At 64.3% G+C, this 14,208-nt stretch carries 11 protein-coding genes; 1 reads left to right on the top strand and 10 read right to left on the bottom strand.

Annotated features, from left to right (window positions below; translation table 11 throughout):
- Positions 1-174: 174 nt before the first annotated feature.
- The 4 genes from ACLQ62_RS04435 to ACLQ62_RS04420 are packed head-to-tail and all read right to left on the bottom strand — an operon-like array spanning position 175 to position 5,287.
- Positions 175-1,608: a rhamnulokinase gene (locus tag ACLQ62_RS04435; RefSeq protein ID WP_411720454.1), complete on the bottom strand. Its 1,434-nt coding sequence runs from the start codon at positions 1,606-1,608 to the stop codon at positions 175-177.
- Between the two features lie 34 nt (positions 1,609-1,642).
- Entirely contained in the window at positions 1,643-3,682 is a 2,040-nt protein-coding gene (locus tag ACLQ62_RS04430) for a bifunctional aldolase/short-chain dehydrogenase (protein ID WP_411720453.1), read from the bottom strand.
- A 53-nt stretch (positions 3,683-3,735) separates the two neighbouring features.
- Positions 3,736-4,902 carry an L-rhamnose isomerase gene (rhaI, locus tag ACLQ62_RS04425; protein ID WP_411720452.1) on the bottom strand — a complete coding sequence of 389 codons (1,167 nt, stop codon included), beginning with the start codon at positions 4,900-4,902 and terminating at the stop codon, positions 3,736-3,738.
- Positions 4,903-4,906: 4 nt separating this feature from the next.
- Positions 4,907-5,287: an L-rhamnose mutarotase gene (locus ACLQ62_RS04420; protein ID WP_411720451.1), complete on the bottom strand. Its 381-nt coding sequence runs from the start codon at positions 5,285-5,287 to the stop codon at positions 4,907-4,909.
- 194 nt (positions 5,288-5,481) lie between these two features.
- Between ACLQ62_RS04420 and ACLQ62_RS04415 the strand changes: the two genes are divergently transcribed.
- Entirely contained in the window at positions 5,482-6,555 is a 1,074-nt protein-coding gene (locus ACLQ62_RS04415) for a LacI family DNA-binding transcriptional regulator (protein WP_411720450.1), read from the top strand.
- A gap of 32 nt (positions 6,556-6,587) precedes the next feature.
- On the opposite strand, the gene rhaS is transcribed toward ACLQ62_RS04415, so the two are convergent.
- The 6 genes from rhaS to ACLQ62_RS04385 form a co-directional block, all read right to left on the bottom strand.
- Positions 6,588-7,637, bottom strand: a complete 1,050-nt coding sequence (gene rhaS / locus ACLQ62_RS04410) for a rhamnose ABC transporter substrate-binding protein (protein WP_411720456.1) — start codon at positions 7,635-7,637, stop codon at positions 6,588-6,590.
- A 54-nt stretch (positions 7,638-7,691) separates the two neighbouring features.
- Complete coding sequence (locus ACLQ62_RS04405) at positions 7,692-8,744, bottom strand: ABC transporter permease (protein ID WP_411720449.1); 1,053 nt, start codon at positions 8,742-8,744, stop codon at positions 7,692-7,694.
- Positions 8,741-9,772, bottom strand: a complete 1,032-nt coding sequence (locus tag ACLQ62_RS04400) for an ABC transporter permease (protein WP_411720448.1) — start codon at positions 9,770-9,772, stop codon at positions 8,741-8,743. The genes ACLQ62_RS04405 and ACLQ62_RS04400 overlap by 4 nt, the downstream gene beginning before the upstream one ends.
- The gene (locus tag ACLQ62_RS04395; protein ID WP_411720447.1) at positions 9,769-11,280 is read right to left on the bottom strand and encodes a sugar ABC transporter ATP-binding protein; all 1,512 of its coding nucleotides are present in this window, start codon (positions 11,278-11,280) and stop codon (positions 9,769-9,771) included. The genes ACLQ62_RS04400 and ACLQ62_RS04395 overlap by 4 nt, the downstream gene beginning before the upstream one ends.
- A 316-nt stretch (positions 11,281-11,596) precedes the next feature.
- Entirely contained in the window at positions 11,597-11,908 is a 312-nt protein-coding gene (locus tag ACLQ62_RS04390; RefSeq protein WP_411720446.1) for a thioredoxin family protein, read from the bottom strand.
- A 148-nt stretch (positions 11,909-12,056) separates the two neighbouring features.
- Entirely contained in the window at positions 12,057-14,012 is a 1,956-nt protein-coding gene (locus tag ACLQ62_RS04385; RefSeq protein WP_411720445.1) for an LVIVD repeat-containing protein, read from the bottom strand.
- Positions 14,013-14,208: the final 196 nt, after the last annotated feature.

The raw sequence follows: 14,208 nt of genomic DNA, 5'->3' as shown, positions 1-14,208 counted from the left end.
CGGCGATGCTCGTCGCTGCGGCGAGCCGGCGCGTACGTGCGTTGAGCTCGGGTTTCTTGAACTGCATCAGCGGCGCCAGGTCACGCACCTTCGGGATTCGTCTCTCAACCATGCGGGGCTACTTTCTGTTGTCGAGGTTTGTGAAGTTCAGGAGTGGTACGGGCACGAAGCAGTTCAGCCCGTGCGGGGCTCGTAGCGAACCGGTTCGAATGAGCGGGCGACCAGTGCCCGCAGCGATTCGAGGTCACCCGCCAGGAGCCCGACCGCCCGCGCTTGAATGAGCACATTCCCGATCGCCGTCGCCTCCACCGGTCCGGCAAGCACCGGAAGTCCAGCGCGGTCGGCGGTGAGCTGGCAGAGCAGTGCGTTGAGCGACCCGCCGCCGACGATGTGTACGACGCCGACCGGGGTGTTCGCGAGGCGGGAGGCCGTATGGACAGCCTGCGCGAAAGCATCCGCGAGGCTTTCCAGGATGCAGCGGGCGAATTCAGTGATGGACCGCGGTGCCGGCTGGCCCTGTTCTCGCAGGGCTTCCGCGATGCGTGACGGCATGTCACCCGGGCTAAGAAAGCGCGGGTCGTTGGCGTCGAACACCGGAATCGCGCCACGAACCGCGGCCGCTTGCCCGAGAAGCGTGGGCAGATGGATTTCCTCACCTGATTCCCTTTCCCAGGTGCGCACCGACTCGCTCAGCAGCCAGAGCCCCATCACGTTGTGAAGGAAGCGGACGCGTCCGTCGACTCCGCCTTCGTTGGTGAAGTTCGCCTCGCGGCTCGCCTCCGTGAGAACCGGACCGTCCAGCTCGATACCCACAAGTCCCCAGGTGCCGCAGGAGATCCACGCTGCGTTGCCGGTGGTGATCGGCACGGCCACGACGGCAGATGCCGTGTCGTGCGAGCCGACTGCCGTGACCGGCGTTTGGGCGGAAAGACCCGTCTCAGCGGCGATGGCAGGCAGCAGTGTGCCGAGGAGCTCCCCCGGCTGGACGAGCGGTGGGAAAATTCCGCGCGGGAAACCGAGCCGGGCGATGAGTTCGTCATTCCAGTGACCGTCAATCGATAACAGGCCGGTCGTCGACGCGTTGGTGACCTCGGCGACGCGCGCGCCACTGAGCCAGTGCGCGAACAGGTCGGGAATCAGCAACGCGGAGTCGGCATCCGACAGGCGGCTACCGTCTGCGGCGAGCTGGTAGAGCGTGTTGAAGGGGAGGTACTGGAGCCCGTTCTGCGCGTAGAGATCGGCGAACGGCGTCACGGCGTGGACCGCGGTGACTCCGCGCTCGGTGCGTCCGTCGCGGTAGTGGAACGGTTCGGAGAGCAGTCGGCCGTCTGACAGGAGGCCGTAGTCAACGGCCCAGGAGTCGATGCCGATGCTCTGGATCTCAGACTGGCGTCGTGCCGCCTCGGTAAGCCCGGTGAGCACCGACCGGAACAGGCCCGTCGCATCCCAGTGCAACCCGTCGGCGCCGGTCACCGGACCGTTCGGGAATCGGTGGACTGGCTCGAGCCGCAGCTCGTTCGGCCGGACCCGGCCGAGCATCACACGACCACTCGTAGCGCCGAGGTCGACCGCCGCGACGGAGCCGGTCACCCGGATGCGCGCGTTCATCGCGCGAATCCCCGCACGAACACAACGGGCAAAGTCATCGCAGGAACGCCGCAGCAACGCCGGCATCCACCGGAATGTGCAAGCCCGTGGTGTGGGACAGGTCACCGGCGCAGAGCACGAACACGGCGTTCGCGACATTCTCGGGCACGACCTCACGCTTGAGGATGGTGCGCTGGGCGTAGAACTTCCCGAGGTCCTCTTCTTCGATGCCGTAGGTCTTGGCGCGGTTCGCGCCCCAGCCGGAGGCGAAGATCCCGGAACCTCGGACGACCCCGTCGGGGTTGATGCCGTTGACCTTGACGCCGTACTCGCCGAGTTCAGCGGCGAGCAACCGGACCTGGTGCGCCTGGTCCGCCTTCGTCGCCGAGTAGGCGATGTTGTTCGGGCCGGCGAACACGGAGTTCTTCGACGAGATGTAGATGATGTCCCCGCCGAGCTTCTGGTCGATGAGCACTCGGGCGGCGGCCTTGGAGACGAGGAACGAGCCCTTGGCCATGACGTTGTGCTGCAGGTCCCAGTCCGCTTCGGTGGTGTCGAGCAGCGACTTTGACAGCGACAGTCCGGCGTTGTTCACCACGAGGTCGAGCCCGCCGAAGGCGAGCACGGCGGCGTCGATCGCCGATTGCACCGCTTTCTCGTTGGAGACGTCCGCGGCGACGCCGATGGCGACATCCGTGTTGCCGATCTCCGCTGCGGCATCCTGCGCCTTCTCGAGCGACAGGTCGGCGATGACAACGCAGGCGCCTTCGGCGGCGAGGCGGGTGGCGATCGCCTTTCCGATTCCGGATGCCGCGCCGGTCACGAGAGCGACGCGGGTGGCGAGCGGCTTCGGCTTGGGCATGCGCTGAAGCTTGGCCTCTTCGAGCGCCCAGTACTCGATGCGGAACTTCTCCGCCTCATTGATGGGCTCGTAAGTGGAGAGTCCCTCGGCGCCACGCATGACGTGAATGGCGTTGAGATAGAACTCGCTGGCGACGCGGGCGGTCTGCTTGTTCGCGCCATAGCTGAACAGTCCGACACCCGGAACGAGCACGATGAGCGGGTCCGCGCCGCGAATCGCGGGCGACTCGGCCGTGGCGTTGCGGTCGTAGTAGGCCTGGTAGTCAGCCCGGTATTCTTCGTGCAGCGTCTGCAGGCGATCGATCGTCTCTTCCACCGAAGCGGATGCCGGCAGGTCGACGAGAAGCGGCTTCACCTTGGTGCGGAGGAAGTGGTCAGGGCAGCTCGTGCCCAGTGCGGCGAGGCGGGGGTGCTCGGTGCTGGCCAGAAAGTCGAGGACGACGGCGTCGTCGGTGAAGTGTCCGACCTGCGGCTTGTCGGTCGAGGCGAGCCCGCGGAGGGTCGGCGCGAGGGCCGCAGCCTTGGCACGGCGCTCAGCCTCGGGAAGCGCGGCGTAGCCGTCGAGTGCGGGGCCGAACGGCTCCGGGCGCGCGTTCGCGGCGATGTACTCGGCGGCGGTGTCGATGATCCAGAGCGAGTTCCTCTCGGACTCTTCACTGGTGTCGCCCCACGCGGTAATGCCGTGCCCGCCGAGAATGCAGCCGATGGCATCCGGGTTCGCGTTCTTTATGTCTGCGATGTCGAGGCCGAGCTGGAAGCCGGGGCGGCGCCACGGAACCCAGACGACCTTGTCGCCGAAGATGGTGTTCGTGAGTTCTTCGCCGTCTGCGGCCGTCGCAAGAGCGATCCCCGAGTCCGGGTGCAGGTGGTCGACGTGGGCGGCATCAACGAGACCGTGCATGGCCGTATCGATCGACGGCGCAGCGCCGCCCTTGCCGTGGAGCGTGTAGTCGAACGCAGCGACCATCTCATCTTCGCGGTCGACGCCGGGGTAGACCTTCGTCAGGGCCCGCATACGGTCGAGGCGCAGGACAGCCAGCCCATCCTCGGTGAGGGTGCCGAGGTCTCCGCCGGATCCCTTCACCCAGAGCAGTTCGATGTCCTCGCCGGTCGCCGGATCGGTCCCGGTTCCCTTGGCTGAGGTGTTCCCGCCGGCGTAGTTCGTGTTCTTCGGGTCCGCGCCCAGCCGGTTGCTCCGCGCGATCAGTGCCGCGGGTGTGTCATTGATGGTCATGCGCTGTCTCCTCGACGTACTTTCTCTTCAGTTCTTCGGTTCCCACTCACGGCCTAAGCGCCCCACCCGGCCTGCTGCCCGCCGACGCGCTCCTCGGCGATCTTCTGCTGGTAGCCGGATGCCGCGTACGCGGCCATCGGGTCGGCCGGAAGACCGTGGGACTCGCGCCACACAGCGAGGTCGGATCGGACATCCGTGTAGAAGGCGTCCATCAGGATGGCGTTCGCCCCGAGAACATCGCCCGCATCCTGTGCAGCGGTGAGCGCGCTGCGGTCGACGAGGAGTGCCCGTGCTGTCATCTCCTGCACGTTGAGCACGCTGCGGATCTGCCCAGGAATCTTGTCTTCGACGTTGTGGCACTGGTCGAGCATGAACGCAACCGGGCTTCCCGGTCCGTAGCCGCCGCCGCGCACGACCTCGAACAGGATGCGGAACAGCTGGAACGGGTCGGCTGCCCCGACGATGAGGTCGTCGTCGGCATAGAAGCGGGAGTTGAAGTCGAATGAGCCGAGCTTGCCGAGGCGCAGGAGCTGGGCGACGATGAACTCGATGTTCGTGCCGGGGGCGTGGTGCCCGGTGTCGAGGCAGACCATGGCCTTCTCACCGAGCGCCGAGACGTGAGCGTATGACGTACCCCAGTCGGGAACGTCGGTGTGATAGAACGCGGGCTCGAAAAACTTGTACTCGAGCACCATGCGCTGGTCCTCGCCGAGCCTCGCGTAGATTTGCTGAAGCGAGTCGGCGAGGCGTTCCTGGCGGCCTCGGATGTCGCCCTGTCCTGGATAGTTGGTGCCGTCTGCGAGCCAGATTTTGAGGTCGTGTGATCCCGTGGCATCCATCACATCGATGCAGTCGACATGGTGGTCGATCGCCTGCTGCCGCACGGCCGCATCGGTATGCGTGAGGCTGCCGAACTTGTAGATGTCGTCCTGGAACGTGTTCGAGTTGACCGTGCCGAGTTCGACGCCGAGGTCGGCGGCATAGCTGCGGAGTGCGGCATAGTCGTTAACCGTGTCCCACGGGATGTGCAGCGCGACTCTGGGGGCGAGGCCGGTCAGCTTGTGAACCTGTGCAGCGTCGCTCAGCTTCTCCTGGATGGTGCGGGGCGTCCCCGGGGTGCCAAAGACCTTGAAACGGGTGCCCGAGTTGCCGAACGCCCAGGAGGGGAGCTCAATGGCCTGCTCGGCGAGCTGGTCGGCGATGGAGTCAAATGTCGTCATGGCGTCACTTCTCTGTGATGTGGGAGGGGAAATCGGATGCTCGTTCGGATGCCGGGTGCGGAAGCTGGTCCTCGAGGTGGAAGATCTCCGGAATGCGGGTGAACCCCTCGTCTGGTGCACCAGCAAGGTCTTCGAAGAATTCGGCCATCTCGGCCTGCCAGCGGGCGTTGATATCAGTCTTGGCCATTCCGGCGCGGGATGCTTCGAGCGAGTCGGTCTCGACGTAGCCGATGAGCAGGCCGTCAACACCCAGGAACAGCGAATAGTTGTTCCAGCCCGTCGCCCGGAGCGCCTCTGCCATCTCTGGCCAGATCGCCCGATGGCGATCGGCGTACTCGGCGATCCTGTCTGGCTTCACCTGGAGTCGAAAGCAAACGCGTTCCACCTCATGCCCTCTTTCCACGCGAAGGCCGAGCCACCCGGAGCCGCACCGGCGTGAGCGGGATGAATCGTTTCAAAGCCATTCTCTGAATATACGCAAAGGTTCCTCTCCGGGTCAAGGCTCGCGCCGCTCGATCAGCGGTCGAAGGAATGTTGTCTTAGGCTGTGGCTCGAGGGCTGGAGGCTTGAGTGGCGTCAATGAGCGTTAAGGATGTCGCGGAGCGCGCCGGTGTTTCTGTCGGCACGGTCTCGAACGTTCTCAACCGACCCGAGAAGGTCTCCCCCGCTACCGTCGAGCGAGTGCTCGAGGCAATCGACGCGATCGGCTTCGTCCGCAACGATGCCGCGAGGCAACTTCGAGCCGGTCGCAGCAACAGCATCGGAATGGTCGTTCTGGACATCTCCAACCCGTTCTTCACCGACGTAGCCCGCGGCGCAGAGGCGCGAGCCGCGGAGGAGCGCCTCACCGTCCTGCTCGGGAACAGCGAAGAGAACGCGGACCGCGAGAAGTCCTACCTCGACCTGTTCGAGGAGCAACGCGTGTACGGAGTGCTTATCTCGCCGGTGGGGAATGACCAATCACGACTCGAGCGTCTGCTGCGACGCGGTATCCCGACGGTGCTCGTCGACCGCCAAACAGACGATGACCGGTTTTCGTCCGTGGCTGTCGACGATGTCGCCGGCGGCTATCTTGCGGTGCGTCACCTGCTCGACACGGGGCGGCGCCGGATCGTGTTCGTCGGCGGCCCGGACGACCTCCGGCAAGTCTCCGACCGTCTCGCTGGCGCGCACCAAGCCGTTGCGGAGGTCGAAGGAGCGAAACTCGAAGTCTTGCCCACCGAAGCGCTCACCGTGCTGCAAGGCCAGCAAGCCGGCGAGAACATTCGCGGTCGTAGCCTCGAGACCCGTCCCGATGCTGTCTTCGCCGCGAACGACCTGCTCGCCATGGGCGTGCTGCAAGCGCTCAACATGCTCGGCGGCGTTCCCGTGCCCGACGAGATCGCCCTGATCGGTTATGACGACATTGACTTTGCGTCGGCGGCGGTTGTGCCGCTGTCATCGATTCGCCAGCCGAGCGCGCTCATCGGCCACACCGCCGTCGACCTCCTCGTCCGCGAGGCAGCGGCGCAGGGCGGCTTCGAGCACGAACACGTCGTTTTCCAGCCGCAGCTGGTCGTGAGGGAATCGACGGCCCCGTCTTCCGGAACTCGCTCCATCGACAAGGGTCGTAGCAGTTTCGCCCGTGGCGCGGCAGCGCGCCCAACCCGCTGAAGCGGGTCGGGCGCGTCGTCAAGACGCTCGGATTAGAAGTCGAACTCTGCGATGTTCTCCTTGTTGAAGACGAACGGGTCGCCGAGAAGCACGACGCCGTCCTCGCCGACCTCGAAGTCGCCGAGCTCGCCTGCCTCGAACGAGTCGCCGGCTTCGCCGGTGATCTCACCCTCGATGAGCGCTTTGGCGGCATACGCCGCGAGGTAGCCGAGGTCTGCCGGGTTCCACAGGGCAAACGCGGTGACGGTGCCGTCTTCGATGTACTCCCGCATCTGGTTTGGGGTGCCCAGACCGGTCAGCGCGACCTTTCCCTTGTACTCCGACGTCGACAGGTAACGCGCCGCGGCGGCGATGCCAACTGTCGTGGGCGAGATGATGCCCTTGAGCTCCGGGTAGGTCTGCAGCAGAGCGGCGGTCTTGTCGAACGACGTCTGATCGTCGTCATCGCCGTAGACGACCTCGACGAGCTCAATGTCCGGGTGGTTCGCGGCAAACTCCTCTTCCATCATCTCGATCCATGCGTTCTGGTTCGTCGCGTTGGCGGAGGCGGAGAGAATTGCCACCTGTCCCGCGTCGCCGATCTGCTCAGCGATCAGATCCACCTGCGCCAGGGCGATGCCCTCGGCGGTTGCCTGGTTGATGAACAAGTCGCGGCACTCGGGGTTAGTGTCGGAATCGAACGTGACGACCTTGACGTCGGCCGAGCGCGCTTCTTCGAGCGAGTCGCAGAGTGCTTCCGGATCGTTCGCCGACAGGACGAGGGCGCCGACGCCCTGCTGGGCCGCCGTCTGGATATAGCTGACTTGGGCGGTCGGGCTGGCCTCTGTGGGGCCGACTTCTTCAAACGTGCCACCGAACTCCTCAATGGCTTTCTCGCCGCCGCTGTTGGACGTGTCGAAATACGGGTTGCCGAGGTTCTTGGGCAGGAATGTGATCGCCAGGTTGGCGTCACCGCCACCGCCCTCCGCGTTGCCGCCGGTGCCGCTACCGGGGCTTGAACAGCCGGTGGCGGCCAGGGCGACGCCCAGGGCGAGAGCCGTCGCGGTGGCCGCAAGGCGACCGCTTCTCGTGATTCCAAACATCATTGTTTCCCTTTCTTGGTGCAGTGCATGTGTTCTTGGTTGCGGACCGGGCGGCTAGTCGGGCGACTGCGCCTTTCTGCCGCTTCTTCGCCCCAGGGCTGCGGTTCGTCGGCTCTGAATCCATGCCAGGAAGCTGGCGGAGACCACGGAGAGGACGAGCAGGATCCCAGTGATGACGTTGATGATGTCGCTGGTCACGCCAGCGAGGCGGAGGGCGCTGTTCAGCGTTCCGATGAGGAGGACGCCGGCGATGACGCCGTGCAATGCTCCGCGCCCTCCGAAGATCGATACTCCGCCGAGAAGGACGGCCGCGATGACGAGAAGTTCCATTCCGAGGGCGTTGTCGCCGCGGGCGTTGCTGTACAGCAGGGTGAAGTAGACGCCGGCGAAGCCGGACACTCCGCCGCTGAGAACGAACAGGAGAAATTTCGTGCGTCCAACCGCAATGCCGGAGAACTGGGCGGCGTCTTTATTCAGACCGATCGCGTAGAGCGAGCGCCCAAATGGCGTGAAGTGCAGGAGAACGGCGAACACGACGGCGAGAAGGAGGAACGGGATCATGATGACCGGGACAGGGGTGCCGGGGATATTGGCTTTGGCGAGGTCGGTCCAGAACTCGGGGAAGTCCGTGATCGCGGTGGTGCCGAGCAGGCCGACGGCAATACCCCGGAACAGCGCAAGAGTTCCGATCGTCACAGCGAGGGACGGTAGGCCGACGACGCTGACGAGGAACCCGTTGAGGACCCCTGCGAGAAGACCGACGACGATTGCGGCCATTGCTGCCGCAAAGAACGGCCACCCGGCCTGGGAGAGCACGCCCGTCGTGACGCTGCTCAGGCCGACGATGCTTGCCACCGAGAGGTCAATCTCCTCGGTGATGATGATGAGCGTCATCGGCAGTGCAATAAGGAGGATCGGAGCGACATCGCGCAGCAGATACGTGACGGTGAGGGGGCTGTCGAAATTCCGCACCGTAGCGAGGGCGACTGCGATCACGAGGAGCAGTACGACGATGATCGCCACTTCCCTGGTGAGCAGCATCCGGCGCCATGCCGGGCGCGAATGCGACTGATAGGTGCGCGGCGGAGCCGTGATTGTGGCCGTCATCGGTCCACCTCCCGTTGAGCGATGAGTCTTCGCGATTGTCGAACTGCGAGCACCCGGTCGAGCACGATCGAACCGAGGATGAGCACGCCGACCACGGCTCGCTGCCAGAAGTCGTCGATACCGAGGATCGGCAGCGCGCGGTTGATGGTGAGCAGCAGATAGGCGCCGATAGCAGCACCCCAGACAGTGCCCACTCCACCGGAGATGGCGACGCCGCCGATCACTGCGGCCGCGATCGCCTGAAGTTCCCAGCCCAGCCCAGCGCCGGAGCTGACCGTACCGTAGCGGGCAGCGAACAGCACACCGCCGAGGCCCGCGAGGGCTCCGCTGACGACAAACGCGGCGATGACCCTCCGAGTGACGTTCAGCCCGTAGAGGTGCGCGGCTGCGGGGTCGGAGCCGATGGCATACAGCTCGCGTCCACTCCGCAGATTCCGGAGGTACCAGGCGGCGGCCACGAGGACAACTGCAGCGATGAGCGTGAGAATCGGGATACCGACCAGCTGCCCAGTGCCGAGACCCCGGAAGCCGGCAGGCAGATCCGAGGCATTGATTCGGTCGCTACCTGCCCACGCGACGTTCATGCCGCGGTAGATGTAGAGCGTTCCCAGCGTGATGACGAGAGCAGGGACACGTGCGAACGCAACCAGTGCGCCGTTGATAAGTCCCAGGATGGCGCCCGCAGCGATCCCGCCGGCGAAGACGACGACGATAGGGATACCGGGCACGTCGATGAAAAGCCGGCCAGTCAGATACGCGGTCAGCCCCAGTACGGAGCCGACGGAGAGGTCGACGTTTCGGGTGATGATGACAATCGCCTGGCCGATGGCAAGCAGCAGCAAAAGCGACGGGGTCAGAAGCAGGTCGCGGAAACCGTCGCTGGACAGGAGGAAAGACGGATTGCGGACGGCCGCAACAACGACGACCAGAACCAGGGCGAGGAGGATCCCGGTTTCGCGTGCAGTGCCGACGTGACGCACCAGCCGGGAGGCGGCACTGCTTCCTGGTCGGGTCTGTAGAGCGGTCATCGTAGAGTCTCCGCCTCTGCCGTCGCCGCGAACATGACAGCTTCCGGAGTGGCCTGCTGACGGGTGAATTCACCGGTGAGCCGACCCTCCCGCATCACGAGCACGCGATCGGCCATGCCGAGCACCTCAGGCAGCTCCGACGAAATCATCAGGATGGCAAGCCCCTGCTGGGCGAGTTCGCTGAGGAGGCGGTGCACCTCAGCCTTGGTGCCGACGTCGATACCGCGCGTGGGTTCGTCGACGATCAGCACGGTGGGCTCCGTGGCCAGCCATTTACCGAGCACCACCTTCTGCTGGTTTCCGCCACTGAGGGTTCCGGTTTCGGCGTCGAGCGCCGCGGTCTTGACCTCGAGCCTGCTCGCCCACAGTTGGGCGGCGCGGTTCTCGAGACCACCCCACAGAAGTCCCCAGCGCGCGAGCTTGGAACGGATTGCAAGGGTCACATTACGGGTGACGCTCTCATCAAGCACGAGGCCCTGCTTGCGGCGGTCCTCCGGAACGAGCGCCAGTCCGCGGGCGGTCGCAATGCGGGGATTGCCTCTCGGGAGCACCGCACCATGCAGCCGCACTCGACCGCTGTCATAGGCGTCCACTCCGAAGATGGCCCGCGCCACCTCGCTTCGCCCGGCGCCGACGAGACCGGCAAGGCCGACGATCTCGCCGGAGCGGAGCGTGAATCCGATGTCGCGGAAGACGCCGGCACGAGTGAGACCCTCGACCTCGAGCACCACGTCTCCGACGGTCGAGGGAAGCTTCGGAAAGAGTTCGGTCACGTCACGGCCGACCATCTGACGCACGAGTTCGTCCACGGTCGTTCCGGCGATGGGCATCGTGTCGATGTACGAGCCGTCGCGCATGACAGTGACGGTGTCGCAGAGAGAGAAGACCTCGTCGAACCGGTGCGAGATGAAGAGCAGCGCACGACCCTCGTCGCGCAGGCTTCGCGCGACCGCAAACAGGCGCTCGACCTCGACGCCGCTGAGAGCCGCTGTCGGCTCATCCATGATGAGAACGCTCGCCTCGAGCGAGATGGCCTTGGCGATCTCGATGATCTGCTGGTCAGCGATCGAGAGCCCCTCTGTGAGTCGCTCCGGATCGAGCGAAACGCCCAAGCGGGCGAAGATCTGCTGTGCCTCGTCACGCATCGCTTTGCGATCGATGCGCCCGATCGTGTTGGTCGGCTGCCGACCCATGAAGATGTTCTCCGTAACCGACAGGTCCGGGAAGAGGGTGGGCTCCTGGTAGATCACGGCTATGCCCGCCGCCTTCGACTGCGAGGTGCTGGAAAAGTCCGCGCCTTCGCCGTGGAGGCGGAACTCGCCCGAGTCGCGGCGATACAAGCCCGCGACGATCTTTACGAGCGTGGACTTCCCCGCGCCATTCTCACCAATGAGGGCGTGAATGGAGCCGGGGACAAGGGTCAGGCTGCCGGAGCGCAGCGCGACAACCGGTCCGAACGACTTGACCACACGGTGTAGCTCTAACGCCACTGGTGCAGACCGGGTCATGCTGCCATCTGTCACTCTGTATCGCCTCCCCTTCGAGGTGAATGATGAATCGCGATGAATCGATTCAATTTCTAGTGCAAAGTCACTCTATGGAGTTGAGGCAGCCCGGTCAAGCCTGAGCACGTACTTAGGATCGAGATTCGATCGACGATCTCGCTCTTGCCGTCGGCGGACGCGTAAGTCCGGAGGCGCGAGGGGCTGAAGCCGTCCGACAGCTTCCTGATAGCGCTGAAGCTCACAAGAGAAACGCCCGCCGAGCGCATGGACTTTTCGTCGGGGCCGGACCCGCCCTCAGCATGAGCATACGACCGATGAATCAGTAGCCACGAGCCGTAATCGCCTCTACAAGCTGGGCTGTCGTGGGCAAACCGGCCAAACCATCCGGCGTGAGGTAGATGCGGCAGGCCAGGTCGGTTGTTCGCCCCGCGCTCGGCACGAGATCTTCGTCATCGAGAGTCAGCGTCGGCGATCCGGCAAACGGAACCCCGGCTGCCTCCTCCGAGGTACGCAGAAGCCGAAGAATGATGTTTGCGTCGGAATGCCCAGTCGCGTTCAGCGCCTCGCGGAGCCGGGCAGCGGCCTCTTCCCAATTCGGGCATTCGTCAATGTGCAATAGCTCGACTTTCATAGAAGTTATTCTCCCGCCATGGGCGGAACGCAGAGGCGATGAAGCGATGAAGCGATGAAGCGAACACTAGGCCGCCCGCTAAGCAAGGATGACGCGCAGAGCAATGGGGGGCGGTTCACCGCCCCCCATCGATCCCATCACATTCTCGCTACGGGTCCACAAAGATCCACAGGCCGCTGTCGCGGTCGCTCCCAAGGATGTAGGTCATCCCATCCGATCCGACGAATGTTTCCACTCCCCAGAAGTCGTTGCCTTCTGGATCGAGGTAGCTGCCGACCTCGACAAGCTCACACGTGCTCTTGTCGACGGTTGCGTCGTTCGGGTCGTACGGTGTGCCGGCAGGGCATTGAATCTGAACCGCTCGCAGACCGCCGGAGTAGTACGACAGGTAAGCCAGCGACGGGTCCTGCGGGTCGACCGCCACCTCGTGGACGCTCAGGTCCCCGAACCCGAACGCGAAATTCGGGTCGTGCGCTTCAGGAATTGCGTAGGTGTCCAGTTCCTCCAGGGTTTCTGCGTCATAAAGGTGGACGTAGCCCCAACCGTCGAAGGTTGATCCGACTTCGATCCTCTCTCCTATGGTTCCGATGGTCAGGTTCTCTGGGTAGGCCCATTCGGCCGGGTCGAGGGGTTCCAGGTTGAACAGCGCGTGGAAAGCCTCGTGCGTCGTGCATACCGCGACAATCGCGTCCACAAAGCCGCCGGATCCGCAGAACGGGTCATCTGGCTCGATGTGCCGCTGCACAAAGAGCACCGCGTCCCATCCAGCCAGCTCGGCTTGATGCGCCTTCTCCCCCGGGAAGCACGCCTCTTCCGGTGCGCTCGGATCGCCGACAGGCCCGCGCTGGAGGACAAGGATCGTCTCATCGCCTTCCTCGAGCATGTCAAGATAGCCGGGTATGTCCTCGGGGCCAGGCACCGCAGCCGAATCCGGGCATCCGTAGCCGCCGTAGACGACGGGACCGCTGAGGGTCAGATCGTCGAGAACTGCCGGAGGCAGTCCGCCTGAGACAATGGCGGATGGGTACTCGCCCGCGAACGGACCTGTCGTGATTCGCAGCGGATCCGTCCGGTATGGCGCGAAGTCCTCGTCGGTGCCGATGAAGAATTCATTGTCAATCGTGAACTCGGCCTGGTGTGCATTCCCTTCAGGAGTAAGCGAGACGCCAAGCGACTCGAGCAGCTCAGGGTCCACGGCTGGGAAGTCCGTGTCGCCCAGGAATACTGCGTTGGCCGGATCTGTGACGTCGAGGAGCACGTACCCGCCGTCCCAGTAGGACAGGAGCATGATGAACCGTCCGTCGATTTCCTTGACCACCATGTCGTGGAGGAAGGACTCGGTGAGACCGAGTTCAGGCTGGTTCACACCGAAGTCGTTGAGGTCATACTCTGCGACCAGGCGAGGCCGATGCGGGTTGGTGATGTCGAAGATGTCCACGTCCGGGAATTCTTCGTTATCCGTCAGAACGACGTAGGCCTTGTCTCCAGCGTCCCATGCGAAGGCACTGTGGATTTCGTTGGCGTCACGGTCGCCCGGGTCACGATCGCCGAAGTGCTCTGAAAGCTTCCTCGGGTTGGCCGGATCGGTGACATCCCAAAGCGACACTCCGCCCTTGCCGTTCTTTCCACACTGCTCGTTGTTCATCACAAGGATGTCCCCGCTGAAGCGCGAGGTCGTTATCTCCACGACTTGCATACCCTCGCCCGGACGGGTGTCCTGGTGCGATGGGATGAAGCCGATCAGTTCGGCGGAGTCCGGGTCCGTTTCGATATCGGAGATGTCGACGACGTACGCGCCGGCATCGGGACTACCCTGGCCACCGGTCTCGGGGCCGGCACAGTCCGGCTCACCCCAATTGGCCAGATACGCAGTGTTGCCGTCTGGTGAGACCGTGACGTCCGCAATCAAATCAGGTGTCTCGGTCAACTCGACGACGTCGACAAGTTGAATTTTGCCGGATTCCCCGATACCGATGAGGTGGCCCTCGTCGGTACCATGTTGGCCGTCCGGGTCCGCGGCCGCGCCCGGAACCAACCCGAACGCTGAGAGCGCCAAGGCGCCTGTTACTACTGTGAATAGAGACGTGCGTCGTTGCATCGTCATCCTCCGGTTCTGTTGAGAGTTCAGCCCCCAGATGCGGCACACGATACTCGTTCACGATTCACCCGTCTAGGCCCACACCTCGTTCTACGTCTGAAAGACCGAGTCTCCTCTCGCGAGGGAACTCTGGCGGAAATAAGAGGTGGTAGCAACACCGGCTTTGCGGGCTTACTGGTAGAAGATGTTGCTGAAACCTGCG

The sequence above is a fragment of the Mycetocola sp. genome, from assembly GCF_046716805.1.
GTDB lineage: Bacteria > Actinomycetota > Actinomycetes > Actinomycetales > Microbacteriaceae > Mycetocola_A.
The sequence above is the reverse complement of the archived record's forward strand: the minus strand, read 5'-3'. Positions and strand labels throughout refer to the sequence as shown.

Bases quoted from the DNA above. Each gene is read 5' to 3' on its own strand.
- ACLQ62_RS04435 (WP_411720454.1), bottom strand. From the start codon at position 1,608: ATGAACGCGCGCATCCGGGTGACCGGCTCCGTCGCGGCGGTCGACCTC.
- ACLQ62_RS04430 (WP_411720453.1), bottom strand. From the start codon at position 3,682: ATGACCATCAATGACACACCCGCGGCACTGATCGCGCGGAGCAACCGG.
- rhaI (WP_411720452.1), bottom strand. From the start codon at position 4,902: ATGACGACATTTGACTCCATCGCCGACCAGCTCGCCGAGCAGGCCATT.
- ACLQ62_RS04415 (WP_411720450.1), top strand. From the start codon at position 5,482: ATGAGCGTTAAGGATGTCGCGGAGCGCGCCGGTGTTTCTGTCGGCACG.
- rhaS (WP_411720456.1), bottom strand. From the start codon at position 7,637: ATGTTTGGAATCACGAGAAGCGGTCGCCTTGCGGCCACCGCGACGGCT.
- ACLQ62_RS04405 (WP_411720449.1), bottom strand. From the start codon at position 8,744: ATGACGGCCACAATCACGGCTCCGCCGCGCACCTATCAGTCGCATTCG.
- ACLQ62_RS04400 (WP_411720448.1), bottom strand. From the start codon at position 9,772: ATGACCGCTCTACAGACCCGACCAGGAAGCAGTGCCGCCTCCCGGCTG.
- ACLQ62_RS04395 (WP_411720447.1), bottom strand. From the start codon at position 11,280: ATGACCCGGTCTGCACCAGTGGCGTTAGAGCTACACCGTGTGGTCAAG.
- ACLQ62_RS04390 (WP_411720446.1), bottom strand. From the start codon at position 11,908: ATGAAAGTCGAGCTATTGCACATTGACGAATGCCCGAATTGGGAAGAG.
- ACLQ62_RS04385 (WP_411720445.1), bottom strand. From the start codon at position 14,012: ATGACGATGCAACGACGCACGTCTCTATTCACAGTAGTAACAGGCGCC.